Here is a 26,729-nt window from a genome sequence, read left to right as displayed (position 1 = left end):
CCTTTTTTATAAGAATAATTGCATGAATTTCAATACTTTGTTTAGAAAGAAAAGCATCGACCGTATTCTGGAACAATCCGAAACGGAAGGGCAAAGCCTCCGGCGCGTATTGGGAGTGAAAGACCTGACACTTTTTGGAATCGCCGCCATTATCGGGGCCGGGATCTTCAGTACCATTGGCCGGGCGGCTTATCAGGGAGGACCGGCGGTGGCGCTTCTTTTTGTTTTTGTGGCGATCGCCTGCGTGTTTACGGCGCTTTGCTATGCCCAGTTCGCGTCAATGATTCCGGTGAGCGGAAGTGCATACACGTATGCTTATACGTCGCTGGGGGAAGTGGTGGCCTGGGTGATCGGCTGGGCCCTGGTGCTGGAGTATGCGGTGTCCAATATGGTGATTTCGATCTCATGGTCGGAATATTTTACTACGATGCTCAGTGGATTCGGGATCGATTGGCCGGACTGGCTGGCTGTCGGCTACCAGACCGCTGCCGACGCTTATGCGCAGGTCAGCGGGGGAGCAACCGATCTGCCGACGGCAACCCTGCGTTGGGCGGAAATTTATCAGCAGGCCCCGACCTTTCTGGGAATGAAAATGTTGGTGAATTTGCCGGCCGGATTGATCGTCACTTTCCTTTCCGTCTTTGTGGTGGTCGGGATCCGGGAGTCGAAAGTGGTCAATAATCTGTTGGTTTATCTGAAAGTCGGAATCATCCTGTTTGTCATTATCGGAGGCGCCTTCTTTGTCAAGCCGGAGAACTGGTCTCCGTTTATGCCGAACGGATTGCATGGCGTACTGGGAGGCGTCGCGGCCGTTTTCTTTTCTTTTATCGGGTTCGATTCCATCTCGACGACTGCGGAAGAATGCCGGAACCCGCAGCGGGATATGCCGCGCGCCATGTTGATCTGCCTGGGAATCTGCACGCTTTTATATATTGCGATCGCCCTGGTTTTGACGGGAATGGTCGACTATCGGGAATTGGGAGTCGACGATCCGCTGGCGTATGTTTTCCGGAAAGTGGATATGGATTTTATGGCGGGAATTATTTCCATTTCTGCGGTGGTAGCCATGGCCAGTGCCATTCTGGTCTTTCAGATCGGGCAGCCGCGTATCTGGATGACCATGAGCCGGGACGGATTATTGTGGTCGAAGTTCGGCAAAATCCATCCTAAATTCAAGACGCCGGCGTTTGCCAGCGTCGTGGCGGGGATTATGGTCTGTCTCCCTGCTCTGTTTCTGGATATGCAGTTTGTGGTCGACCTGACGAGTGTCGGCACATTCTTCGCCTTCATCCTGGTTTGTTCGGGTATTCTCTTTTTAGATCATAACGGGGAAAGCCGGAAGGCAAAATTCAAAATCCCATATGTGAACGGACAATATCTGATTTTGATCCTGTTCCTGCTCGCTATCCTCCTGTTTCTCATGCAGGCAGAACCGATGGCGTTGTTCCGGAGCAGGCCTCTGTTGCTTGTCCTGGGGATCGTATGGGGCGGACTTGCCATCTTCTCCCTCAAGTATAAATTTTCGCTCATCCCGGTCTTGGGAATCCTGACGAACCTGTATCTGATGACGGAATTGGGTTGGTCGAACTGGCTCATGTTCGGCATTTGGCTCTGCATCGGCCTTGTCATCTATTTCTCCTATGGATATTGGAAAAGTCGTTTGGCTTATACATCCGCTGATTCTAATCGATAAAGATATATCCGGAAAGCATCCATTCGTTCTCTGGTTATTCAGTGTTTTAAAGTTGATAAATGAGGGCGTGTTGTCAAAAATCGTCCGCTTATCAACTGAAAAAATGATAACTATGAACGAATGGATTCATAACTATGAATGCGCGCATTCATAGTTATGAATTTTTACAGGATTTTCTTTTGACACAGCCCCATTATATCTTTTATACGCAATCTCTTATTGATCTTCCCAAGTTACGAGTGTTCCTTGTGCAGTAAAATGTCCGGTCTTATCTACTATTGTTGATCCTAAATTCATGTCAAAAGGCCAATAAGCCAATAAGCCATTTTCTGTACCGGAAAATGACGAATTTAGATCTGAGGCAATTTCATCCCTGCTTCGTGCATAATTCCAAATACTGACATTAGTAATATTACCATTCATAATACGAGTCGCATAGCCTGGATTTGCCCCTATGTGTAAATTAGTCGATTCACCTATCACTACCGGTTTTGGAGTGCTTGTGTTTTGAGATAATCTCAATTCACCATCGATATATAGATTAACTTGTGTACCGGAAAATGTAAAGGCAAGGTGGTACCATTTATTAAGATCTAAAGGAAGACCAGACGCACTACCTCCCAACCATCCGCCATTATTAATGTATGCATCTACTATACCATTCTGATAACGTAATATAATACCCCCACTAGCATCTTCTGCTGCAATAATATTGCCCAAGCTTGTTGGATATTCTTTAAATCTCACCTTACATTCGATGGTAAACTTTTCATATATATTATAATCGGATAATTTGCCAAGATTAAAGAATGAACCGCTTCCGTAAAGAGGGTAACCAGCTTTAACGATATTGCTTTTATAGATTTCTATGTCTTTCCCCAATTTAGCAATCGCATTCGAAAAAGCAGTGTCAGTTCCTGAATAGTTTAATATATAATACGACCAGTCAATACTTGTTTGAAGTGCAGCTTTCGATCCCGTTGCATAATCACCTTCTTCGATTCCTTCTGTTGTCGTCTCAATTAAATTTTCAGCCTCTTTAATAATTTCTTCCAGCGACGATTTGTTAATAAATTTTTCTTCATCCGAGTCACATGCCCAGAGTAATGTGCCAAATATTAATATAAAGGCAATTGTTTTTATATTGAATAGTTTCATACGTAAATAATTATTTATTATGTTAATATCGTATGGAACTCGCAGTCTGCTATTCTCATCGCCTTTGGCGTAGACAGCTGTTTACATGCTCGTTTCATATCTAATTTAAAGATTATCAATATCCTGCATTTTGACCTAACGTAGAAGGATCCGGCATTCCGTCAAATTGAGTTTGAGGTATGGGACGTACTGTATGATATTCCTTTATATAAGGAGCAGCATCGGGATTATGAGCTTTCACTCTTTCCTCAAGTTTTCCTGTACGTTTTAAATCAAACCACCGCTGGAACTCGGCGGACAACTCTCTGCCCCTTTCGTCTAAAATGAAATCTAAATTCATTTCAGAAGGTTCTACTTTCATTCTGGATTCATATCCGGTTGCTGTAACTCTTTCTCTTAGCGTATTGATGTCAGCTGCCGCTGCATTCAGATCAGGAGATGCTTTTCTGATATTTGCTTCAGCTCTGATAAGATACATCTCGCCTAAACGTATTACAGGATAATCTCTGCTTGATAATCCGGACATTGCATTAGGCCTTGTTTGATCATCGAACTTGGTTACACCTACAAATGTAAATCTATCTTTAGGCGATCCTTTTTCGTCGAACATATCAGTTAAATCAAATGCAGTATATCTGGTTTTCATATAGTTGCGTTGTTCAGAAGTAAATGTACCGATATAAAGATAAAGAGCCGTATCTTTATACAATGTTGTCATATCAGGGAATGCACTTGTATCATCTTCCGGATCATTATACAACCATACCCATTGGTGGCCTTGTTTCCATCGAAGGTCTGCTTCTTTGTCAAATAAAGAGAAGTAAAATTTATCAGGAAGCATCTGGCAACCACCATAACCTGTCCAGTTTAATTCAGTTTTTACACCGGCAAAACGATCTATAAACATAGCACATGCTTGCCACCAAATACTGCTTCCACCTCCAAAAGATTCATCTGATGAAAACTCTGTAGTCCATATGAACTCTTTATTACGACTAGTCTCATCCCATAAATTATTCCATGAAGGAGCCAATTCATAATTATAATTGTTAATTACGTCCGTAGAAGTTGCTATCGCTTTATCCCAGTCTTCATTATATAAATACATCCGGGATAAAAAGGCTTTGGCTACACTTTGATCTATACGTCCCTGTTCATTAGAGCGATCGGGGGGAAATATAGATACAGCCTCTTCCAAATTCGCTATGATCTTATCATAGAATTCCTTTCTTGTTGATCTTTTAGCGGCAAGTCCTTCTGATACATCTGTTGTCATAGGTAAATACGTATCTCCCCAAGTTTCAGTGATAAGCCATAAAAATAGAGATTGGATAGTAAGTACCTCGGCGCGTCTTCTGTTTTTCTTATTTTCGTCTTCATAATGAACATTCGGTATAGTCTCCAAAAATAAATTCGTATTCCATACGGCTTTGTAACAGTGATTCCAGAACCATGTCACATTTTCATCGTATGCATCTAAGCCTTTGTAATCGGCAAGGTTGCTGCCTCCACTATTTTGACCTCTCATCCAGATATCAGTTCCATTTTCTGACAGATATCCAAATGTAAAAGTTCCTCCATAAAGATTATTAACTTTTGTATATAGCAAATGCACTAAAGCCTCAGAACCTTCTTCCGTATCAAAAACCGCCACTGTTGCCCCATAAGACTCTTCATCCAAATAGCTGCTTGAACAACTATTAAAAGTTGTAAGTCCGAGTATAATAAATAATATGATATAAATATTTTTTTTCATGATAATGCTTATTCTATAAAATGATTAAAGTTGAATATTTACACCTAACAGGTAGAATGATTCATCATAGGTAATGCCTCCGTCTTTTTCATATCTCATATATTTATAAGGGTTATTGATCGTAATATAAAACCGTGTTCTCTTAATCATATCACCCATCAAAGATTTTGGTAATGTATAACCTAAAGTCACATTTCTCATTGTGAAAGAATCGTTTTTATAATAGCCTGTAGCTGAAATATATTTGATAGTTTGTCCGGCTACTGGCCTTGGATGTCTGTTGCTAGGGTTCTCTGGAGTCCAATAATCAACTTTTACTGTATTCCATCTTCCCAATTGATTAGCCCATGTAGAAGTACTATAAGAGTCATACCACATACCTCCAAATTCACCATAACAGTCCATCGAAAGATCGAAATTTTTCCAATCTGCAGTAATTTGTAATGATCCGACCCAATCTGGGCGATTAGTACCTAGTATAACACGGTCATCGCCGTCAATTTTTCCGTTTCCATCCAAGTCTCTTACTTTTACCTCGCCTGGTAATTGTCCGTAAATTGCTGCTAAATTAGCTTCGCTTTCTTGCCAGATACCTATTTGCTGCAAATCGTAATAAACTCCATTGATTGGATATCCCAGCCACCAGCCATTCTGAATATCTTTCTTAAGGCTAGGATCGTATAATTCGATAAGTTCTTCTTTATTTCTATAATACGTCATGTTAACGCCTAGCTTGAGATCTTTCGTTTGTACAGGAATTGTATATAGCGATGCTTCCAATCCTCTATTCCGGGTTTTACCGATATTTTCCCACGCAATATTAAATCCGCTAGTATATGGAAGCTTGCGCTGGTTCAATAGATCATCTGTATTTGAATTATAATAGTCTAAAGCTCCATTTATACGGCCATTAAGGAATCCAAAATCTAAACCTATATTTAACATCTTATTTCTTTCCCATTTAAGATCCGGTGTTGGCCTGATAGATGGTTCCAAACCTACATAATGAACTTCTCCTGTAGAGTTGTAGAAGGTCGCATAACTACTATATAGACTTCCAAGAGTAGCATAAGCTGCTATGGAGTGATTCCCGGTAATGCCATAACTCGCTCTTAACTTTAAATTGGAAATAGCGTCATATTGTTTGAGGAAATCTTCTTCCGAAGCTCTCCAGGCAAGGGCAAAGGATGGAAAGAAATCCCATCTATTACCTTTCGACAACTGTGATGCGCCATCGTACCTGGCAGTTACGGTAGCCATATATTTGCTCATTAAGCTATAATGTATCCTCCCTACATAAGAAAGCATTTGGCTTCGGGTGAACGAAGACGAAAGAGTTTTACTATCAGTCAATCTACCAAGGTTGTACCATTGATAGGATGCCAATTCTTGATCTTTACCGGAAGCAGCTGTTCCTGTGTATTTTATATCTTGAACTTCGTATACACCAATAATATCGAACTCGTGAATATTCGCGAAAGTTTTCTTATAATTGAGAATATTATTCCACGTCATAATATCGTTTCGGTTATTGTGAACACCGGCTACATTTCGCACATCATGGTAGCTCACCGATCTTTCATCATAATAATATCCTCGTGCAGAAAATGTGGGATTATAAGAGAAATTTGTTCTAAAAGTCAATCCATTCATAATATCCAACGCAGCATATAACTTGATAAAGATTTTCCATTCTTCTGTCTTATCGTTATAATAATCATCATTCTCATCCAGATATGGATTCTTTACATATGGATCTCCAGTCGGATATACATTCAGACTGCCATCTTCATTATAGATAGGAGTCAATGGTGACATCGTAAGCAAATTGCCAAAAGGATCATTTTTTGATTTTATACTATTATAATATAACCTATTGGAAACGCCGACTTTTAACGGTTTTATAACTTGGTGATCAATATCGGTAGATAAAAAATAATTATCATTTTTCTCTCCTTCCATACGTCCATTCTCATTCTTATAACTAAATGATATTTTATATTGCGTTTTGGGCGATCCGGATGCAATTGTAACGCTTTGATTTGTCCAAAAACGATTCTTATTCAAATATTTACCTACCCAATCTTCATCCAATGACCCCATATTGGCAATTTCGTTGCCAAGAAAGATTTTATTATCATCCGATTCATTATGCCATGTTCCTGCAGCGGAATACGCTTCTCTTTTAAATGCTATATATTCATCTGCATTCATTGGCTCAAAACTTCGCCAATTGATTTTACCCCATCCTGCGAAAGCATCATAGTTTATTGTCGTTTTTCCTTCTTTACCCTTTTTTGAGGTAATTATTATTACTCCGTTAGCACCCTGAGATCCATATAAAGAAGTGGAAGAGGCATCTTTTAAAATATCTATAGATTCAATATCATTGACATCTATTGAGGCTATTGTTTCATAATATGGCATTCCATCCAGAATAATAAGAGGATCATTGGCGGCACGAACCGAACGGTTGCCTCTTATCCTGATGCTGTTTCCATCTACTCTTACTCCGGCAACGCCTACCAAACTGGAAGTTATAGAATTAGAGGGTACTCTGGTTATATCTTCGGCAGACAAAGATGACACTGAACCCGTTAAATCTTTTTTCTTCATGGTGGTGTATCCAATAGCTGTCACTTCTTCCAGGCCGATAATATCCTCTTTCATTACGATGTTATATTCCGTTTTATTACCGACAGGAACCTCGATCGGAAGCATTCCGATATATGAAAAGACAAGAGTACTTCCAGGTGGTACATTATCTATTGTATAGTTTCCATCAATATCGGTTATTACCGAATTTTGTGTATTCTTTACAGAAACAGTTACGCTTATTAGTGGCTCTCTGGCTTCATCCGTAACCTTCCCGGTAATTTTCCGGGAATTCTGATGTGTATCTTGCTTTTCATCTACGACGCTGTTATTATCATTCAACGCGTAATTTGCATTTGCCTGGAAACCAGTAATCAAGAAAAAGGGGAGCATCACAAATAATTTTATTGTGATTCTACAGGGGTAATCCGGAAAAAATCTTTTACAAGACTTGATTTTTAATTCTACCATAATAGATATATTTCTAATTTAGTTATTAGTAATTTGATTAGCTATTGCCCAAAATGATTGCTTGCTGGAACTTTCTTTTCATTGCTCTCTTTTAAATAATTCATTGAGTTTTTTTTCATATAGTTAAATTTTTAATTAATAATGTCTATAGTCTATTGTTGAGTTGACAACAATTTTATGAATATGAACTCTTTTTGACAATAAGCTGAAAAAGTGTTTCTCATCGTGTCTAAAGATTTATAACCTCTCTATATTAATTTATAATAGCATAGAATTTATTAATCCCTACAATTGTCAAATGTTCATACATATTCAGATCACAAAAGAATAAATAATAATTTAAACAACAAAATGATTTCAAAAAAAATATTGTAATATTTTGAATATTAGAAAAAAACTAATTTACTTTGCATCTAAATCAATGTATGAACATATAAAAGAGGGATCGATATATATTAGACTTCAATAAGAATAATCCATATAAATAAACCGGATAATGAAAAATAAAATCTTACTTATTATTGTTTTGGCTTCAATGGTTGTGGTAGTGTCCTTTGCTAAACAGAGAGAAATAACTGATAAAGTCTGGTCGATAGGGGTTTTGGATAGCTCCTCTGCAGATTTGGCATTGGGGCCAAATGGCTTCAGGCTATTTTTAGCCAATGATTTCGGATATGAAGACAAGTTCTATTTAGTAGGATATTCTAATGAAAAAAAAGATTTTCCATATATCCTGCCCGGACCTACAGATACATGGGGTGGCACCTGGCCTACATCCGGATGGCGTACCCACCAGGTGAATATCCTCTTTGGACTTAATGAAGTACCTTCGAAGGGAGATTGGAAATTGGTAATAAATCTACTTGATTATGCCAAAATATTTTTACCGCTGGTGAAAGTCAGCATCAATACTCAGGATGAAAAAGTTCAATTGGGGAGTAAAGAGAGTCTGGCGATTCAACCTAAAGCGAATAGCCAAGAGCCAATAGTGGATACGTTGTCTATTAGTGGGGATTTGAGAAATGCGACCAAATATGCGATTGAAATTCCTATTGATGTAAAAACTTTGAAAAAAGGAAATCAAATTACAATCACAGTATTGGAAGGGTCTTGGATTATGTTTGATGAAATACATTTAGAAGGGCCTAAGGGTACAAAAGTCGCCAAAGAGAATGGTTTTTTTATCCATGATGTTTACCCGGCTTCTTATGAGCTGAAGATGAACAATAAAAAGGTACAACCAATGATTATCGATGCTCAATCGTTTGTTAAAAATTCGGCAATCAGCGTTGAGCTTGATCAACAAAAAATATTTAGTGAAACAATAGAGGATGGAATGTACCAATTGGAAATTCCAATGCCTCAAGTTATGGATTACCAGGAAAGTTCTTATCGTATTTTGAGAGATGGGGTCGAGATTGATAAAGGGAAAATAATGAGATCTCCGCAAAAAACACAAACCTATGCAGACTATGTTGATACTCGTATTGGAACTGCACATTCCCGCTGGATGATTGCTCCCGGCCCATGGATGCCTTTCAGTATGGTAAAAATGAGTCCCGACAATCAAAACTCAGGGTGGCAGGCAGGCTACCAGCCTTCTTTCGAGAGCATCGGTTGTTTTAGCCATATCCATGAGTGGACTATGGGTGGATTAGGTGTTATGCCTACAAATGGAGAGCTGAAGACGAATGTTGGAGACGAGCAGGAGCCGGATTCCGGTTATCGCTCCCGCATTAACAAACGTACCGAGACCGCTAACATCGGCTATTATGCCGTAGATTTACTTGATTATGGCATCAAGGCGGAAGTGACAGCAACAACCCGTTGCGGTTTCGAACGTTTCACCTTTCCTGAAAACAAAGAAGCAGCCCGCATAATGATTGATTTACATCCACCGACGGAATATGGATTCCAACTGAAAGACATTGAACTGCTTAAGATTAATGATTACCGTATTGAAGGATCAGTTCATCAATTCTCCGGAAATGTCTGGAGTAATGATGCTGATCAGGACTATACCATTCATTTTGTGATGGAATTTGATCAACCCATAGTGAATATGGGAAGATGGATTGACAAAGAAGTAAAGCATAATGTGCAGGATCTGATAACAGGAGCGTGTAAAGATGCGGGTGTATTTGTGGAATTTGACCCGAAAAAAAGTCCGGTAGTACAAGTACGATCAGGAATATCATTGGTAAGCAGATCAAATGCCGATTTAAATCTTAGAACGGAACTGGCCGACAAATTTGAATGGAGTTTTGATCGTGTTCGACAAAACCAGGTTGATGTTTGGAATGATATATTTAATAGGGTCGCTATTACTACTACTAATCGTTTGGAAAAAGTGAGATTCTATAACAATATGTATCGCGCAGTTTGTAGTCGTAACATTTGGAGTGATGTTAATGGAGAGTGGGTTGGCACCGACCTCAAAGTACATCGGGTATCCGATCCTGACAATGATGTAATGATAGGTTGTGACGCTTTCTGGAATACCTTCTGGAATTTAAATCAGTTTTGGAATCTGGTTACGCCTGAATGGAGCAGTAAATGGGTAAGATCTCAATTGGCTATGTACGACGCATATGGTTGGTTAGCAAAAGGTCCTGCCGGATTAAATTATATTCCGGTAATGGTTGCAGAACATGAAATACCGCTCATTGTTGGAGCTTATCAGATGGGGATTCGCGATTTTGATGCTGATAAGGCTTTGGAAGCTATTAAGAAAATGCAAACTACTCCTGCTCAGAAAGTATTCAATGGTTTTGCAGGAAACCGCGATTTGGTACATTACATGAAATACAAGTATGTACCTTCTGATTTAGGACGTTTTTCCAACACAATGGAATATTCATATGATGACTGGACTGTGGGCCAATTAGCTAAAGCAATGGGCAAAAATGATGATTATGAAAAGTTTAATGAACGCGGATATTGGTGGAAGAATGTAATTAGTAAAGAAGGATATTGCCATTTGAAAGACAGTAATGGAAAATGGATGGAAAATTTTGATCCGTTTCGTAGTGGGGCTAACCATCATTATGTGGAAGGCAATGCATGGCAGTTGACATTTTTTGTTCCTCAAGATGTACCGGCATTGGTCAGTATTATTGGTAAGGAGCGTTTTCTGAGTCGTTTGGAGTGGGGGTTCAATCAAGATGAAGCATGGCGTTATAACGCACCCAATGACCAATATTGGGATCATCCTATTGTACAAGGAAACCAACAATCAATGCACTTCGCTTTTCTATTCAATTGGGCAGGGAAACCATGGCTTACTCAAAAGTGGACCCGGTCGATATTAGAGCACTACTATGGATATGGCGTTTCCAATGCATATTTGGGTGACGAGGATCAAGGCCAAATGAGCGCATGGGCTGTCATGGCGTCTATCGGACTTTTCCAGATTGATGGAGGTACAAAAGTAAATCCTGTATATGAAGTTGCAAGTCCACTTTTTGAAAAAATAGAAATTGACTTGGGAGAAAGATATAATAGAGGAAAACAGTTTGTTATTGAGGCAAAGGGAGCTTCTAAACGAAATATGTATATACAAAAAGCAACACTTAACGGCAAAGAGCTTAATTCATTTTATTTTCCTGCATCCGAACTATTAAAAGGAGGAAATCTCATTCTGGAAATGGGGGATAAACCAAACATGAATTGGGGCATTAATCTCAACGATATTAGTTTAGGTAATTGATTTATAATGGTTAATGAAGGCTGTTTCAGGTATTTCACATAACCTGAAATAGCCGGCTGATAAGAATAAATTTTCGAGAGTAGAATTAAATCTTAATTATAACTTGGATAGGGCATATGCGTAAGCTCCAAGTGAAATAGCCTTATTCGTTCCCAATGCAGAAATTAGTATCGCTGATCGTTTAACAGAATTATAGCAGACAATTTCATTGCAGCGTGGAACTTTTACCATGATACTTCTTTCAATGAAAAAATCATTCATATTATTCTCTTTGGTCAAGTCATAAACTTTCATTTGAAGCCGGTCAAATGATAAGTTGGAAAAGGTATAAAGTTTATCCTCCAATTCTTTTTTCAAAGCAGGCAAAATATATTTTTCCGCACCTATTATGCCTCCGCCCAACACTATAATTCCATCAGTAAATGCTTGTAAATGCGCAATAACATCACCAGCAACTTCACCAAACTGAGAAAAACTTTTTTCTGCAGCTTGCCTATCACCTTCCTTTTTTCCTTCGGCTATCTCATAAATATCCTCCGGAGTTAATCCAATCTCGTTTGTATTAGTTAAATCATTATATACTCGTAGAATGGCTCTTTTACTGACGCTTTCTTCTGCAATTTTGCCCGGATGCAATTTATTTCTAAATGCCCAAACATCTCCTCCACAACCATTGTCACCCGTTAACAAACATTGATTTATAACAATGCCTGAACCAAACCCTGTTCCGAAAGTTATACCTATAAGATTTTTATATCTTCTACTACTACCTATAGCTTCCAATTTAGCATTCAGTTGAGGTAGGGCTCCAGCTATTGCTTCGCCATAGGCAAATAAATTACCATCATTATTTATATATACCGGAATCCCAAATTCCTTTTGTAAAAAAGGGCCTAGAGGTATTCCATCCCTAAATGCCGGGAAATTCGGCAAATCACCAATTATCCCATTCTCATAGTCAGCAGGACCCGGGAACGCGAAGCTGATAGCTACAGGCTTACCATAACCATCCTCCCTTAACAGCATTTTAAGACGAGTAAATCCTTCAACCAAAGTATCTAAACACTTTTCTATATCATCGGTATAGGCAGGTAAGCCAAATGGTTTTACAATCTCTTCATTAGCCTGGATAGCCGAGAAAACAAAATTTGTTCCTCCGGCGTCTAATGTTAAAACTATTCGTTGGTCATTTTGATACATCTTGATGTTTTTTGGGGAATTTTACAGATAAAAATAAAATATAAATTACTGATAATAATAAAATACCAAAACTAATGGCAATTCCAAATTCTTTGGCAGCTAAACCTACGACAGGCGTCACTATTGCTCCACCGGCTATACCCATAATCATCAAAGATGATATTTCATTGTTCTCGTTGGGTTTATATTGCAAGGCCATTGAAAAAATGATTGAAAAAACATTGGCACAAGTAAACCCGACAAACGCCACGCCGACATAAAGCATCCAACCATTGTTTGCAAACATAAGCATCAAAAATGCGACAATTGCAACGAGCATATTTAAGCATAAGAAGTTGGAAGGCTTCATTCTTACAAGAATCATAGCACCGACAAATGCACCGAGTGTCCGGGTACCAAAATATAGGCTGGAACCTAAGCTTGCCGTTTCTGTTTCCAAGCCTAGTTTTTGAATCAGCAATTGAGGTGTATTGGTATTCATACAAACATCAATACCCACAATTAATACGATTCCTAAAAATAATTGTAATATGACATTGTCCTTCAATATACTTAGTGTCTTGATATATGTTGTTGGTTCAGCTATTTTTTCCGTATTACTATTTCCAATATCAGTAAAATAAAGCCAAACAAAAGACAAAGCAGAGACAATGGCATATACAATGAATACCAGCATCCAATCAGCAAATTGTTTTGCAGCCATACTTGCAAGAATCGGACCTAGAAAAGATGCTATAGCTTTTATAAATTGCCCAAAAGTTAACGTACTGGCTAATTTATCTCCTTTAACAATACTCGCGACTAATGGATTCAGGGAGACTTGTAAAATCGTATTACCGATCCCTAGTAGAGCAAAAGAAACTACAACAATATAAAAATTGTATGATATAAAAGGTAATGCCAAAGCTGTTAAAGTAATAATGATGGATAGTAGCACTGTTTTTTTCCTACCTATATGCCCCATAAGTATACATGTAGGTATGGAAAATACCGCAAACCATAAAAAAACCATCATCGGCAGAATGGTTGCTGTAAAATCATTAAGCTGGAAATCATTTCTCAAAAAGTTAGTGGAAACACCAACTAAATCTACTATCCCCATGACAAAGAAGCATAACATCGAAGGGATAATCATTTTAAGGTTGTTTGTTTTCATGCGTATTTATTAATAGCTATTGCAATGTGGCAGATATTATTATCTTATTATATTACAATACTGTACACATTGCATATATTTATTTGAAATTCAGAATCGCACATAGGCTTTTATTGTAATACATTCCTTATCTTTCGATTTACCATACGGTGTTATGGTATAATTATCTAAAGAAGCAGGGATAATGAATGTTTCAGCATAATGCACAATAAAAGGTTCGAAATAATTGTTGGGACTTTCTACTATGATTTCTTCTCCTTCTACTAAATTGAGGACGTTCACACTATTATTCGTATGATGTGTTACCTTTTTCGTAAATTTATGTCTTCTTGTTTCGATAAATTCATTCGGATGCAGTCCGGTTTTTTCTTCGATCCATCCGTCACCTTCACCTAAGAAGGTACAAACATTCACAAGATTTTTCATCGTATAATCTGTATCTCTTTCCCATTGTATAACTTGAAGGCCTCTTTCTATGTTTAATGGACGAGGTTTGCCGTCAAGACCTAAACGTTCCCAATCCCACATTTTAAATGTAAATAAATTAGGTGTAGAACTTATCTCTAACACCAAGCATTGACTTCCAGAACAATGGACGGTACCTCCGGGTATCAAGAAGTGATCATGTTTCTTTACAGGTAATCTATTCACATATTTTTCTGCATCAAAACGGATTTCACCTTTTCCTGATTTCCGTAAATCACTTATCATTTCCTCTTTATTAATGCTGTTTTTTAAACCTAAGAATACACTAGCATTTTCATAAGCATCGATCATGTAGTAGCTTTCATCTTGCGTATACTGCATTCCGAAATTTTTTCTTATAAATTGTGTTGTAGGATGTACTTGAAAACTTAAGCAACCACCCTGTACAGTATCCAGCATATCGAATCGAATAGGAAATTCTTTCCCAAAACGAGACTCTACAGGTTCTCCTAACAGTTCCCTGCTTTTTAGCAGTACTAAATTAATGGACGGAATTTCAAATAATGTTCCATTTATATTAAATAATAAGCTATTTTCTTCGGGAACACAATCGAAACACCAACCATAATTTACTTCATCCCGGTTCAAATCACAAACATCCTTCATCCATTGTCCTCCCCATGGTGCAGGCGCAAAAAAAGGAACAACCCTGAATGGCTGTTTGATCGTCGTCTCTATTCCGTTAAAGAAAGTAGCTTTGTCTATCATTTTGGGCTCATCTGGAATATGCGTGTCCAGCCAGAAAGATATTCTATGAAAAAGAGTCTCTTTATAGGCATCACAAATCGGCCAATCGTTAAAATATCCACGCTTGTACTTTATCGAAAATGCTTCACCTCTATCGTCTACTCCAAGCGCTTTTATTTTATTTTTATGAAAACGCAATTGTATCTCCCAACGGGTCATATCGGCATATATAATACAGGCATTTTGAGGAACAACCATTGATGCCCCATTACCAATAACGATGACTATCCCCTCACAATTCTGAATATTTCTTTTTGCTTCCTCAAGTTTTGAGTAATCAAAATAATCAGCCATTGTGAGATTTGTCATATATCCAAAAAGAGGGTCATCAGTCATAAATCGGAATGTCATTTTTGTCAGATCAGATTCCGATTTGAACAAATCTCTTGTATTAATAAGAATGGAAGGATTTAATTTTTTAATTTCGCTTTTGACCTCATCTTCATTAACTCCAACATACATATCTATAGCTAAAATAGAATTATTTGTTGTAATATTTCTCAATTTTTTTATAATATTATCCCATCCTTTCTCTACATAGCCATCAACATCTTTTGCAGGGAACTTTTCGTAATTATACTTTCTCATTCTTTTTATAGCTACTATGTATGAACATTTAAATATATGTGCAAATGTATATTATTTTTTTTAGACTCAAAACATTCTTGTATTATTATATTTGCAACTATATTTGTTTAATGATATAAGAAAAAATTATGGAAACAAAAAAAAATGACAAAAAACGGTCCGGTCTATTACATTTGCAGGCTGAAAAGTATCTTCGCCAACTAATAGAAATGGAAGAATATAAGAATGGAAAATTGTTGCCAAGCGAAACAGAAATGGCAGAACAATTAAATATCTCAAGAAATACACTACGTCAATCAATCAATAAATTGGTATACGAGGGGTTATTGTTACGTAAAAGAGGTTTTGGAACCAAAGTGATAAGAAAAGGAATTGTTGGAGGTATAAAAAACTGGCTAAGCTTTTCGCAAGAAATGAAAATGCTTGGTATAGAAATAAAAAATTTTGAATTGCATTTGAGTTACAAAAAAGTAACAGAAAGAGCTGCTAACTTTTTTGGGGTGGAGAATGAAACGAAGTGCTTAGTTTTAGAGCGTGTTCGAGGTAATTTAGAGTATCCTTTTGTCTATTTCATTTCATATTTCAATCCTCAAATACCACTTACTAGTGACGAAAACTTTAATCGTCCTCTATATGAAATATTAGAAAAAGATTTTGGGATAATAGTAAAAACATCCAAAGAAGAAATATGCGCCAGCCTTGCCGGTGATTTTATTGCCAACAAATTAGATATAAAGCCGAATGAGCCAATACTTATTCGAAGGAGATTTGTTTACGATGAAAAAGATGTCCCGATAGAATATAACATCGGATACTATAGAGCCGATAGTTTTACATATACTATAGAAGCACAACGTTAATTGCTTTGTTGATTCGGATCATTCTCCGGAATTGTTTTGAAGTCGGAATATTTCTTTTTCCCTTTAAAATAGAATGAGAGAATCAAGTTGCTTTGCAGTATTTCGGGGATCTGAGGGACGGTCGTTTTTCTCAGATTTTCCATCCGGATAGGGACATAGGTTTCTTTTAATTGATAAAACTCTTTTCGAGCCTCATAAACTGCTTTTGCATTCCGGAAATTGAAAGTTAAGAGAAATTTGGCGGCAGCGAGGTAATCGAGCCAAAAACGGCAACGCATCACAGGTAATAAATCTTTCTCCGGTAGATTCTTGTAGAGCATCAGCAGATTATTGCGGAAATTAAGGAAGATTTTACGCGGACTTTCTGCATTCAGTGTCGCCCCTCCGACATGATATACGACGGAGCGGGGCGTACAGACCAACCGATAGCCCCTTGCTCTCAGCCGCCAGCAGAAATCAATCTCTTCCTGATGAGCAAAGAACCGGGCGTCCAGTCCTCCTTCTTTTTTATACACTTCCGTCCGGAGGAAGAGGCAGGCCCCGCTTCCCCAAAGGACATCCATGGGAGCGTCATATTGTCCCCGGTCTTCTTCCACGACATGGAAGATACGTCCCCGGCAGTAAGGATAGCCGTATTTATCCATCAATCCGCCCGCAGCACCGGCATATTCGAAGAAATGCTTGTTGCGCTGTGCCAGGAGTTTGGGTTGGACGCCCGCAACGTCGGGCTCCGTATCCAGCAAGGCCAACGGCGCATCCAGCCAATGGGGAGTAACTTCCACATCGCTATTCAGGAGAACGACATAAGGCGAACCTATTTCTTCGATCGCTTTATTGTATCCTTCGGCGAATCCATAATTCCGTTCAATCCGGATGATGCGTACGGATGGGAACTTTTCTTCGAGCATGGCGACGGAGGCGTCGGTGGAACCATTATCAGCTACGACAATTTCCGCTGTTTCCTGCGGTGAATGTGCAATAACAGAAGGGAGGAATTGTTCCATCAGCTCCTTTCCGTTCCAGTTCAGAATAACGACTGCTACCTTTTTCATGGCTGTTCATGTTTGTATTTCCATCGTTTATGCGTCCAGAGCCAGTAGGCTGGATCACGGAGTATCGTTTCTTCCATCCTCCGGGCGAACTGTTCGGTAATCCAGTTTTCCGGCATCTTTTCCGGGGAGTCTGTCAGCAAGTTGAAATCAACGGTATAATATCCTCTTCGAACCTTCCGAACATCGGCGTAAATGACCGGAAGACGGAGCTTGCACGCAATCCGTTCCGGGCCGTTTAATATGGGAGTGTCCTGGTTCAGAAATCGGGTCCAGTAATGCAGGTTGGCTTTGCTGGGAGTCTGATCGGCAATAAAAACGACGATGCTGCGTGTTTTTGACTGCTTTAAACGGACGATATCCCGAAAGGCTTCATTCTTCATAATCCCCTTCGCATGAAAACGCGTGCGGAGATAGATGAAGAGCCGGTCGAAAGCCCGGTTCTTCAGAGGACGGTAGACCTGATGCACCTCCGTTTGGATCCGGTCGAAAAGCAGCGGCGAGTCGGTAAACCATTCCCAGTTCCCGTAATGCCCCATGAGCAGGATAAAGCAGTAATGTCCCCGTTTTTGCAACTCCTCTATCATTTCCGGATTGCGGATGATGGCTCGTTTTAAGGCTTCTTTGGGAGAGATATGCGCCAATTTGATTGTCTCGACGATATAATCGGAGAAATGATGGTAAAAGGCCCGTTCCAGTTGGCGGAGCTCTTTTTCCGTTTTCTCGGGAAAAGAGGCTTTCATGTTCCGGCGCACCACCTTCAAGCGGTAACGTACCAAACGATAAACCAGCAAGTAAAGGATGTCCGATAAAATATACAGTATTCGCATCGGAAGAAATGCATGCGCCTTCGTCCAACAGAAAAGGATGGTATAGAGTATCCGGTTTCCCATAAGAATCAAATGAGTTCGACTTTTAATGCTGTTTTTTCTTCATTCCAGCCGAGTAAGCGGACCGGAACGGACTGATTGACCAATGCCGTGTCGTAGGGAGTTTCCACCTTTATGTAGTTGGCGGTAAATCCATGCATCAATCCTCCTTTTCGTGCTTTTTCGAATAAGACTTCGGCTTTTTCTCCTGTATGGGCGTCATAAAAAGCGTGCAACTTACTGTCGGACAAGTCCAACAGTGCTTTACTTCGTGCATGTTTGGCCTTTGGGTCAACGGTGTGATCAATTTTCAGCGCCTGTGTGCCCGGGCGTTCGGAATAGCTGAACACATGCAGTTGGGAGATGTCCAGACTTTCGATAAAGCGGTAGGCTTCCTCGAAAAATTCATCCGTTTCTCCCCGTGTGCCGACAATCACGTCGACACCGATGAAAGCTTGGGGAAGCGCCTGTTTGATGCATTCGATCTTATGGCGGAACAAGGCCGTATCATAATGGCGGCGCATCAGTTTGAGTACGGCGTCGCTTCCGCTTTGGAGCGGAATATGGAAATGAGGGGCAAAGCGTTTGCTGTTGGCGACAAAATCGATCGCCTCGTCGGTAATCAGATTCGGTTCAATGGAAGAAATCCGGTAGCGGAGTATACCTTCCACCTCATCTAACGCCCGGATCAGATCGATAAACGTTTCTCCCGTACTTTTTCCGAAATCCCCGATATTGACGCCGGTGAGGACAATTTCCTTTCCTCCCTGGCGGGCTACCTCCTGTGCCTGTCCGACCATACTGGCAATCGTCCCGTTACGGCTGCGGCCTCTGGCGAACGGGATGGTGCAGAAAGAGCAATAATAGTCGCAGCCGTCCTGCACTTTCAGGAAATGCCGGGTACGGTCGTCGGTCGAGCAAGAAGGAACAAACTCCCGGATGTTTTTTGAAGGGGACGTATGGATTGCGCTTTCCGGCTTTTTATCCAAGCCGTCCAGATACTGCAGGATATCTAATTTCTGCTCGGCTCCCAAGACCAGATCCACTCCCGGAATACCGGCTACCTCTTCGGGTTTTAACTGGGCATAGCATCCGGTTACAATAGTCAGAGCCTTCGGATGCTGTTTCTGTATGCGGCGGATGGCCTGGCGGCATTTCTTATCGGCCAATTCGGTAACGGAGCAAGTATTTATGACGCAAATATCGGCCGTCTCCCCGGTTCGCACTTTACGAATGCCGCGGGCGGCCAATTCCTTGCCGATAGTAGACGTTTCCGCGAAGTTCAGCTTGCAACCCAAGGTAAAGTAGGCTGCCGTCTTATTCTCAAAAACATTATTGTCGATCATTCCCAATTTGAATTTCTCCACAAAAGTATATAAAACGGTGAAGTTACTCCCTGTTTTAATTGTATATCTATATAAAACTTCCTATTTTTGCACAGAAATCACAAAAGTGTGCCATGGTTAAAGAGAATCTGATTAAACTGTACCAGGAAAGTTTTAAAACGAACTGGGATTTACCTTCTCTGACGGATTATACGACAGGAAATACTTTCTATTTCAGCGATGTGGCGAGGGAGATTGCCCGTTTCCATATTCTGTTTAAAGAGTGTCATATCCGTAAAGGTGATAAAATTGCATTAGTAGGTAAAGATAGTCCGCGGTGGTTTATTGCCTATATGGCTACGATTACCTATGGTGCAACGATCGTGCCTATTCTGCAAGACTTTGCTCCGAATGATATTCATCATATTATCAATCATTCCGAATCGACCCTTCTGTTTGTTTCGGATGCTATTTGGGATACGTTGGAAGAAGATAACGTTCCGGAACTGCGGGCGGTTATCTCCCTGACCGATTATCGCTGTTTGCACCAGCGGGATGGCGAGAATATCCAAAAGATGTTGCGTCTATCGGATAGCCGCATGACGGAAAAATATCCGAATGGCTTTAAACGGGAAGATGTGAAATTTCCTGAAGTGGATAACAGTGAGATGCTGGTACTGAACTATACTTCGGGGACGACCGGATTCTGTAAGGGAGTCATGCTGACGGGGAATAACCTGGCGGGAAATGTAACCTATGCCATGTCGCTCGGGATCATGTTCCGGGGCGACCGGGAGCTCTGTTTCCTTCCGGTAGCGCATACATACAGTTGTGCGTTCAACCTGTTGACGCCATTGGCTGTCGGTGCGCATGTTTACATCTTAGGGAAAATACCTTCCCCTAAAATCCTATTGAAGGCATTTGAGGATGTCAAACCGAACTTGATTCTTGCCGTACCGCTTATATTGGAGAAGATCTATAGGAAAATGATTATCCCGCAATTAAATAAGCGGACGATTAAATTGGCCTTGAACATTCCTTTGCTGGACAGCCGGATTTATGCGGTGATCTGCAATAAGCTGATAGCCGCACTGGGCGGCCGGTTCTGCCAGATTATCGTGGGCGGGGCCGCTATGAACCAGGAGGTGAGTGATTTTCTGTATAAGATTAAATTCCCGTTCACGATCGGTTATGGAATGACCGAATGCGGGCCGTTAATCAGTTACAGCCATTACAAGGAATACGTACCGGGTTCCTGCGGACAAGTCCTGAAAGATATCATGGACGTACGGATCGATTCGGAAGATCCGTATAATATCGTAGGAGAGATCCAAGTGAAAGGCGAAAACGTAATGGTCGGCTATTATAAGAATGAGGAGGCGACGCAGAATGCATTTACTGCAGATGGATGGTTGCGTACCGGCGACCTCGGAACCATTGATAAAAATAAAAATATATTTATCCGCGGACGCAGCAAAACGATGATCCTTGGCCCGAGCGGGCAGAATATATACCCTGAAGAACTGGAGTCGAAATTGAATAACCTGCCTTTCGTGTTGGAAAGTCTTGTTATCGAGAAGGAAGGCAAATTGGTAGCATTGGTTTATCCCGACTATGATACGGTGGATGGTACGGGCATTTCCCATGACGACCTGCCTTCGATAATGGAAAAGAACCGGATCGAGTTGAACAAGCAATTGGCTTCATTCGAAAGCATCAGTAAGATCCAACTTTATCCGACCGAATTTAAGAAGACTCCTAAGAACAGTATCCGGCGTTATCTCTATACTAATTATTAAAAGTCGGGCAACTTTATTGCGGAGGAGGTTTGGAAAAGCGTCCTCCGCAATTTTTATTCTAACGTAATCCCCATCTTTTTCATCAGGAAGGATGCATTCATATTCTGGGCAATCCCTTTGCGAAGGCGATAGGAAAAAGTCAGCTCGTCATTCGTTATATCGGCCTCGAAGCGATAATTCCTGATATGCCCGGGGAACTCTTTCTCCAGGTTACCCAACGCCAGGTCGTGCGTGGCGATGATTCCGCAGGCTTTCCAGACAACCAATTGTTTCATTAAGGCGATAGAACCTTTCTGCTTGTCTATCGAGTTGGTGCCCTTCAGTATTTCATCCAAAATAATGAATAACTCTTCCCCTTTTTCCAAACGGTCGATGATCATTTTAAGCCGTTTCAATTCGGCAAAAAAGTAAGATTCGTTGCTTGCTAATGAATCGGCTGTGCGGAGGCTGGTAACCAAATGCGCCGGATAGAGTGTCAAGGCTTCGGCACAAGCCGGAGCGCCCAGGCAGCCTAAGAGGAAGTTGACGCCGACTGTGCGCAGATAGGTGCTTTTCCCTGCCATGTTCGCACCGGTGATGATCAGGAACGAAGGGCTTTGGTGAATATCGATATCATTACGTACGCACTTGTCCCGTTGGATTAACGGATGTCCCAGGGATTTCCCTTCCATCCGGAAATAATGATCTGCAATTTCGGGATAGATATAGTCCGGATGATTGAATGCAAACGTTCCCAGGGAATTCAATGCATCGAAACCTGCCAGGGAATCAAACCAACGTTGAGTGTCGGCAGCATGGATTTCTTTCCACTTCTCCAATCGGATGGCTTGCCGCGTATCCCGGAGATAGAAAATATTAAACAAGATCCCGGCAAGGCTGAATCGCTGGTCTAATGCTCCGAGGTAAGAGGATAACTTCTTGATGGCGGACGAGGCCTTACCCTGGGCGCCGGATAGGGGTTCCTGCATTTCCTTCAGCAAAGGAGAAGCGAACGATTCATTTTCCAAAAGAGACATCAAATTCGCATAGGCCGAAAACAGTTTCTCCATTTTCCCGACCTGATGATGTAACTTATTAATTTGCTTTGCGGGGCTATTGGCTACAAGGAAACTAATCGCAAAGAAAAGCCCCAGTTCATTCCCTGTTACCCAGCTGAAGGCATAAGCCGAAAGGAGCAGGACCCATAGTCCTGGTATACTCCATATCAGGATTTTCCAACCGATGCGTCCGGCAAGGCGGCTCGGTTCTGCAAGGAAGGGTGCCAATTGTTCCGGACGCTTCTTCTCATCGGCTGCAAGCAGGCCGGAAACGCGGAAGGCATGTCGGAAAGCGGCTTTCCCCGCTAATTCCCGAATGGCCTCTTGCCGCCTGAGAATGGTTTCTTTCTTGTCCGGAGGATGAATAAATGACTTGATCAACCCTTCACGCCCCATGGAGGTTGCAGTACGGTTGACAGATTGGAAAAGCGATCTTTTACCGAACAGATCCAAGTCGAGGCTGAATGAATGTTGGCCGTCAATTTGCTCCGGTGCCCCATCAAATGCGCTGAAATCATATGCCAGTCCGTTCAATTCTTCCATATTCAACCGGATCATGCCTTCGGAATAGGCTTTACGGGCAAATAATTTGGAGTGATAAATCACTAATCCGGCGAACGGCAGAAGAAAAGTGACCGCTATTCCGGACAATATCTCCCAACTCTTTTCCCTGTATAGCCATAGCGTTAGCAAACCGGTAACAATCACTACCAACCGGAGAGTGCCGACGGCGTAGATCTTTTTTCTTAGTTTCTCTTTCTCTTGAGTATAAGCCGTACATTGGCTATGGTAAAATGCTTCGGGATCCATCTTTTCTTCCATGTGTGCAAAGATATAAAAAGAGATAGATTTATCACTTTTAGGAGGAATCAACTACCCTAAAAATAGAACTAAATAAATGAACGAGCAAAATTTAAAGAAGGACTTCTAAATTATCCGTTGTGCTTTTTCTGAAATTTTCACAGGATTCTTTACTTTTGCCTTTCAAATATTCAACCAATGAGTCACGGAAAATTACGGTCAGATAAAACCTGTCAGAATTGCGGGCATACGGTAGTAGAGCGGTATTGCGAGCATTGCGGACAGGAGAATACGGAAACCAGGCAGCCTTTTTATTTTCTCTTTACCCATTTCCTGGAAGATTTTACCCATTACGACGGGCAGTTCTGGCGAACGATCCGTTATCTGATCTTTGTACCCGGAAAGCTGACAAACGAATATCTGGCCGGAAAGAGACAAAAGTATGTGGCTCCGGTGAAGCTATATATATTTATCAGTTTCATTGCATTCTTTATTCCTTCGCTTTTTTCTAATCAGGAAGCGCATTCAAAAAAAGAGAAGGTCGCTTTACACGATGAAGGTAAGATCGAACTGACTCCAGGGGATAGCCTGTTGCTTAAACAAATATTCCAAAATGTATATACCGAGGAAAAAGAACGGGAACTGATACTGATGAGGGTATATGATTCGATCTATACGGGAAAATTGCAGAAACAAGGGCTTCTCCGCAAAACCGATATCAGCGTAACTGTTGATTCCCTTTCCGCCAAAAACCTAAAGGAATATGACTCTTTGGCGGAACAGTCGGGAAATATTTTGTATAAGATACTGAAACCCTTTGCCCATCGGTTTTTCTACCTGAAGGAAAAAGGCTATACCGGAAGAGAGATTGTTGAAAAATTCAAAGAGTCATTTATGCATGTTTTACCGAAGGCCTTGTTTATCTATCTTCCGATTTTTGCTTTCTTTTTGTGGCTGTTTCACAACAAAAAGAAATGGTGGTTCTTTGATCACGGCATATTTACGTTACACTTCTTTTCGTTTCTATTGTTAGCGATGCTCTCCATCATAGTATTTGATGAAATGAATGACTGGATCAATAATTCCTTTATCGATAATGTAATTAGTTTATATACCTTTGTGGTGATTGTATATATGTTGATTTATTTTTTTGTGGCTCATCGCCGTGTATATCAGTCAAGCAAGAGAAGTACAGTCGCTAAGGGATTTATTCTTTTTATCATTAATGTATTTATGATGTTGCTTTTACTAGTTGGTTTGGCGCTTTTCAGTTTCATGACTTTACATTAGTTTTTGTTATTTCACGCCGGATAAACTTTTTAATGGTGCCGGCTCTTTATATTCTATTAATAATATGAGGTATAAAACTTTTATGCCTATTACGCCGGATGGTTACGGGAAAGACGCTTTTGATATAAAGGGTGGCATTGAATATTTTATCTTTAACTACGATTGTAACCAGTAGTAGGGTAACAAAAATCGGGTAGGTGAAATGTAAAGTTGTGGCAATGCCTGCCGGAATCAGGTCGTATAAAATTAACCACCTCCCTTTTTATCAGCAGGTAAAAGTAGAACAAAAATATACATTTACGAATGTTAACATTTAATGTCCTTAAAACAGAGGGCATTTTCTTTTTCCCAACTTAATAAATACTATATTTGCCAGTGATAAACTCGTTGGCAGCTACTTGCGGAATAGTTTAGCCATCTCAGTCTTACATGAAAACACTTAAATGTTAGCCGTATAATTAAATGAAAAATAAAATGAGTACTGTTGATTCCGTTTCCACGGACATCCTGATTATCGGAGGGGGTCCCTCCGGATTGGCGACCGCTATCCATGTCGCCGATCTGTTAAAGCAAAAGGGGCTGACCCGGCGCGTGTTACTTATCGAAAAAGGTTCTGCTATCGGCAACCATATCATTTCAGGCGCCGTCATCAAAGCAGACGTTTTTAAGGAACTACTGCCGGATGTCGATCCTTCTGAGATTCCCCTCGATTCTAAAGTGTCAAAAGATTCTACGCTTTTGCTGAGTAAAAACGGTTCGATCAAGTTGCCGTTCCATCCTCCTTACATGAGCAATACGGGCAATTATACCGCTTCGCTGGGAGAGGTTTGCCGGTTCTTGGCCAAAAAGGCGGAAGAGAAAGGAGTGGAGATCTACCCAGGTTTCTCTGTCAGCGAACTGCTTTACGAAAACGATAAATTAATAGGTGCCAAGACGATTGATACCGGTGTAGACCATCACGGCAATCCGGAGGCTAACTTTCAGCCCGGTACACGGATCGAGGCCAAGCTGATCATTTTTGCGGAAGGAGTGAGGGGAAGCCTGGCTAAGAAACTGATCCGAAAGTTCGATTTGCAGAAAGAGAGAAACCCGCAAGTATATTCATTGGGATGCAAGGAATTATGGAGCGTTCCGGAAGGAAATATCCAAGCGGGGGAAATCTATCATACCATGGGCTATCCGCTGAATTTGCATGAATTCGGCGGAGGTTTTGTTTATGGCCTGAGCGGTAACCGGGTGGCAGTCGGCCTAGTGGTCGGCCTCGATTATCCCGATCCGACATTTGATACTCATGACGCTTTTCAGGTTTGGAAGACGACGCCTTTTGTAAGCAAGATACTGAAAGGGGGAAGACTCCTCGAATACGGAGCCAAGACCTTACCGGAGGGCGGGCTCTATTCACTTCCGAAACTCTATGCCGACCATGCCTTGATTGTCGGCGACAGTGCCGGATTCCTTGCAATGCCTGCCTTGAAAGGTGTACATCTGGCGATTAAGTCTGGTATGTTGGCGGCCGAAACCGCCCTGTTTGCTTTCGAAAAGAATGACTTCTCGGAAGATACGCTGAAACAATACGAAACTCTTGTGAATACGAGTTGGATTTACAAGGAACTCTATCCGGTACGCAATTTCCGCCAGGGATTTGCCCAGGGGATGATTGCCGGAGCCTTCCATTTCGGCGGCCAATTGATTACGGGAGGCGCCGGATTCTTCGGCAAGCTGGAGGCGCATAAGGACAGTGAGGCTACCCGAAAACTGAGCGAGTTCCAAGGAAAGAAATTCAAGGAACGCTTTAGGGATCGATTGGATTTTGATAAAATGCTGACCTTCGATAAGGCAACTGATGTTTATTATACCGGCGTTAATCATGACGAGCAACAGGTTCCCCATTTACATATTAATAATCCGGCCACCTATGATGCGATAAACATCAAGGAATATGGAGCACCCTGCCAGTTTTATTGCTCGGCAGAGGTCTACGAGCTTCATACCGACAAGAGTGGCCATCAGGAACTCCGGATTCATGCTGAAAACTGCCTCCATTGCAAGACCTGCGATATCAAGGAGCCGGGAGACGGCATCACGTGGAATGTTCCGAACGGCGGAAACGGCCCTGAATATAAATATATGTAATTGTAAA

The 26,729-nt window shown here is 40.9% G+C and carries 16 protein-coding genes; 6 read left to right on the top strand and 10 right to left on the bottom strand.

All coding sequences use genetic code 11. The features are described from left to right. Positions 1-22 precede the first annotated feature (22 nt). Entirely contained in the window at positions 23-1,693 is a 1,671-nt protein-coding gene (locus tag BQ8014_RS12175; protein ID WP_080904585.1) for an amino acid permease, read from the top strand. Positions 1,694-1,909: 216 nt separating this feature from the next. Here BQ8014_RS12175 and BQ8014_RS12170 read toward each other — a convergent pair whose 3' ends face one another. The 3 genes from BQ8014_RS12170 to BQ8014_RS12160 all read right to left on the bottom strand — a co-directional run bounded on the left by BQ8014_RS12170 (position 1,910) and on the right by BQ8014_RS12160 (position 7,673). After that, positions 1,910-2,851 carry a LamG domain-containing protein gene (locus BQ8014_RS12170; protein WP_080904584.1) on the bottom strand — a complete coding sequence of 314 codons (942 nt, stop codon included), beginning with the start codon at positions 2,849-2,851 and terminating at the stop codon, positions 1,910-1,912. A 115-nt stretch (positions 2,852-2,966) separates the two neighbouring features. After that, a complete protein-coding gene (locus BQ8014_RS12165) occupies positions 2,967-4,607 on the bottom strand; it encodes a RagB/SusD family nutrient uptake outer membrane protein (RefSeq protein WP_080904583.1) in 1,641 nt (546 codons plus the stop codon). A gap of 24 nt (positions 4,608-4,631) precedes the next feature. After that, positions 4,632-7,673: a SusC/RagA family TonB-linked outer membrane protein gene (locus tag BQ8014_RS12160; RefSeq protein WP_234998035.1), complete on the bottom strand. Its 3,042-nt coding sequence runs from the start codon at positions 7,671-7,673 to the stop codon at positions 4,632-4,634. A gap of 496 nt (positions 7,674-8,169) precedes the next feature. Between BQ8014_RS12160 and BQ8014_RS12155 the strand changes: the two genes are divergently transcribed. Then, positions 8,170-11,382, top strand: a complete 3,213-nt coding sequence (locus BQ8014_RS12155; protein WP_080904581.1) for a GH92 family glycosyl hydrolase — start codon at positions 8,170-8,172, stop codon at positions 11,380-11,382. A 96-nt stretch (positions 11,383-11,478) separates the two neighbouring features. Here BQ8014_RS12155 and BQ8014_RS12150 read toward each other — a convergent pair whose 3' ends face one another. From BQ8014_RS12150 to BQ8014_RS12140, 3 genes are all read right to left on the bottom strand, one after another. Further along, positions 11,479-12,582 (bottom strand): ROK family protein, encoded by a 1,104-nt coding sequence (locus BQ8014_RS12150; protein ID WP_080904580.1) that lies wholly within the window; start codon positions 12,580-12,582, stop codon positions 11,479-11,481. Beyond that, positions 12,569-13,738, bottom strand: a complete 1,170-nt coding sequence (locus BQ8014_RS12145; protein ID WP_080904579.1) for an MFS transporter — start codon at positions 13,736-13,738, stop codon at positions 12,569-12,571. Before BQ8014_RS12145 ends, BQ8014_RS12150 begins: the two co-directional genes overlap by 14 nt. A gap of 90 nt (positions 13,739-13,828) precedes the next feature. After that, positions 13,829-15,559 (bottom strand): class I mannose-6-phosphate isomerase, encoded by a 1,731-nt coding sequence (locus tag BQ8014_RS12140; RefSeq protein WP_080904578.1) that lies wholly within the window; start codon positions 15,557-15,559, stop codon positions 13,829-13,831. A gap of 128 nt (positions 15,560-15,687) precedes the next feature. Here BQ8014_RS12140 and BQ8014_RS12135 point away from each other — a divergent pair, with 128 nt between their 5' ends. Beyond that, complete coding sequence (locus BQ8014_RS12135) at positions 15,688-16,419, top strand: GntR family transcriptional regulator (protein WP_080904577.1); 732 nt, start codon at positions 15,688-15,690, stop codon at positions 16,417-16,419. Here the strand turns inward: BQ8014_RS12135 and BQ8014_RS12130 are convergent. The 3 genes from BQ8014_RS12130 to mtaB are packed head-to-tail and all read right to left on the bottom strand — an operon-like array spanning position 16,416 to position 19,683. Continuing rightward, complete coding sequence (locus BQ8014_RS12130) at positions 16,416-17,471, bottom strand: glycosyltransferase family 2 protein (protein ID WP_080904576.1); 1,056 nt, start codon at positions 17,469-17,471, stop codon at positions 16,416-16,418. The two genes, BQ8014_RS12135 and BQ8014_RS12130, sit on opposite strands and share 4 nt — an antisense overlap. Next, positions 17,468-18,361 (bottom strand): lysophospholipid acyltransferase family protein, encoded by an 894-nt coding sequence (locus tag BQ8014_RS12125; RefSeq protein WP_080904575.1) that lies wholly within the window; start codon positions 18,359-18,361, stop codon positions 17,468-17,470. Before BQ8014_RS12125 ends, BQ8014_RS12130 begins: the two co-directional genes overlap by 4 nt. Positions 18,362-18,366: 5 nt before the next feature. Further along, positions 18,367-19,683: a tRNA (N(6)-L-threonylcarbamoyladenosine(37)-C(2))-methylthiotransferase MtaB gene (mtaB, locus tag BQ8014_RS12120; protein WP_080904574.1), complete on the bottom strand. Its 1,317-nt coding sequence runs from the start codon at positions 19,681-19,683 to the stop codon at positions 18,367-18,369. Positions 19,684-19,796: 113 nt separating this feature from the next. Here mtaB and BQ8014_RS12115 point away from each other — a divergent pair, with 113 nt between their 5' ends. Further along, complete coding sequence (locus BQ8014_RS12115; protein ID WP_080904573.1) at positions 19,797-21,461, top strand: AMP-binding protein; 1,665 nt, start codon at positions 19,797-19,799, stop codon at positions 21,459-21,461. 53 nt (positions 21,462-21,514) lie between these two features. Here the strand turns inward: BQ8014_RS12115 and BQ8014_RS12110 are convergent, their stop codons facing one another. After that, positions 21,515-23,320, bottom strand: coding sequence for a MutS family DNA mismatch repair protein (locus BQ8014_RS12110; RefSeq protein WP_080904572.1), 1,806 nt, complete (start codon positions 23,318-23,320; stop codon positions 21,515-21,517). A 177-nt stretch (positions 23,321-23,497) separates the two neighbouring features. Here BQ8014_RS12110 and BQ8014_RS12105 point away from each other — a divergent pair, with 177 nt between their 5' ends. Beyond that, entirely contained in the window at positions 23,498-24,589 is a 1,092-nt protein-coding gene (locus tag BQ8014_RS12105; protein WP_080904571.1) for a DUF3667 domain-containing protein, read from the top strand. 474 nt (positions 24,590-25,063) lie between these two features. Next, positions 25,064-26,722 carry an electron transfer flavoprotein-ubiquinone oxidoreductase gene (locus BQ8014_RS12100; RefSeq protein WP_080905948.1) on the top strand — a complete coding sequence of 553 codons (1,659 nt, stop codon included), beginning with the start codon at positions 25,064-25,066 and terminating at the stop codon, positions 26,720-26,722. Positions 26,723-26,729: the final 7 nt, after the last annotated feature.

This window comes from Parabacteroides sp. Marseille-P3160, from assembly GCF_900162725.1.
Classification (GTDB): Bacteria; Bacteroidota; Bacteroidia; order Bacteroidales; family Tannerellaceae; genus Marseille-P3160.
This window is presented reverse-complemented; position numbering and strand designations above follow the sequence as displayed.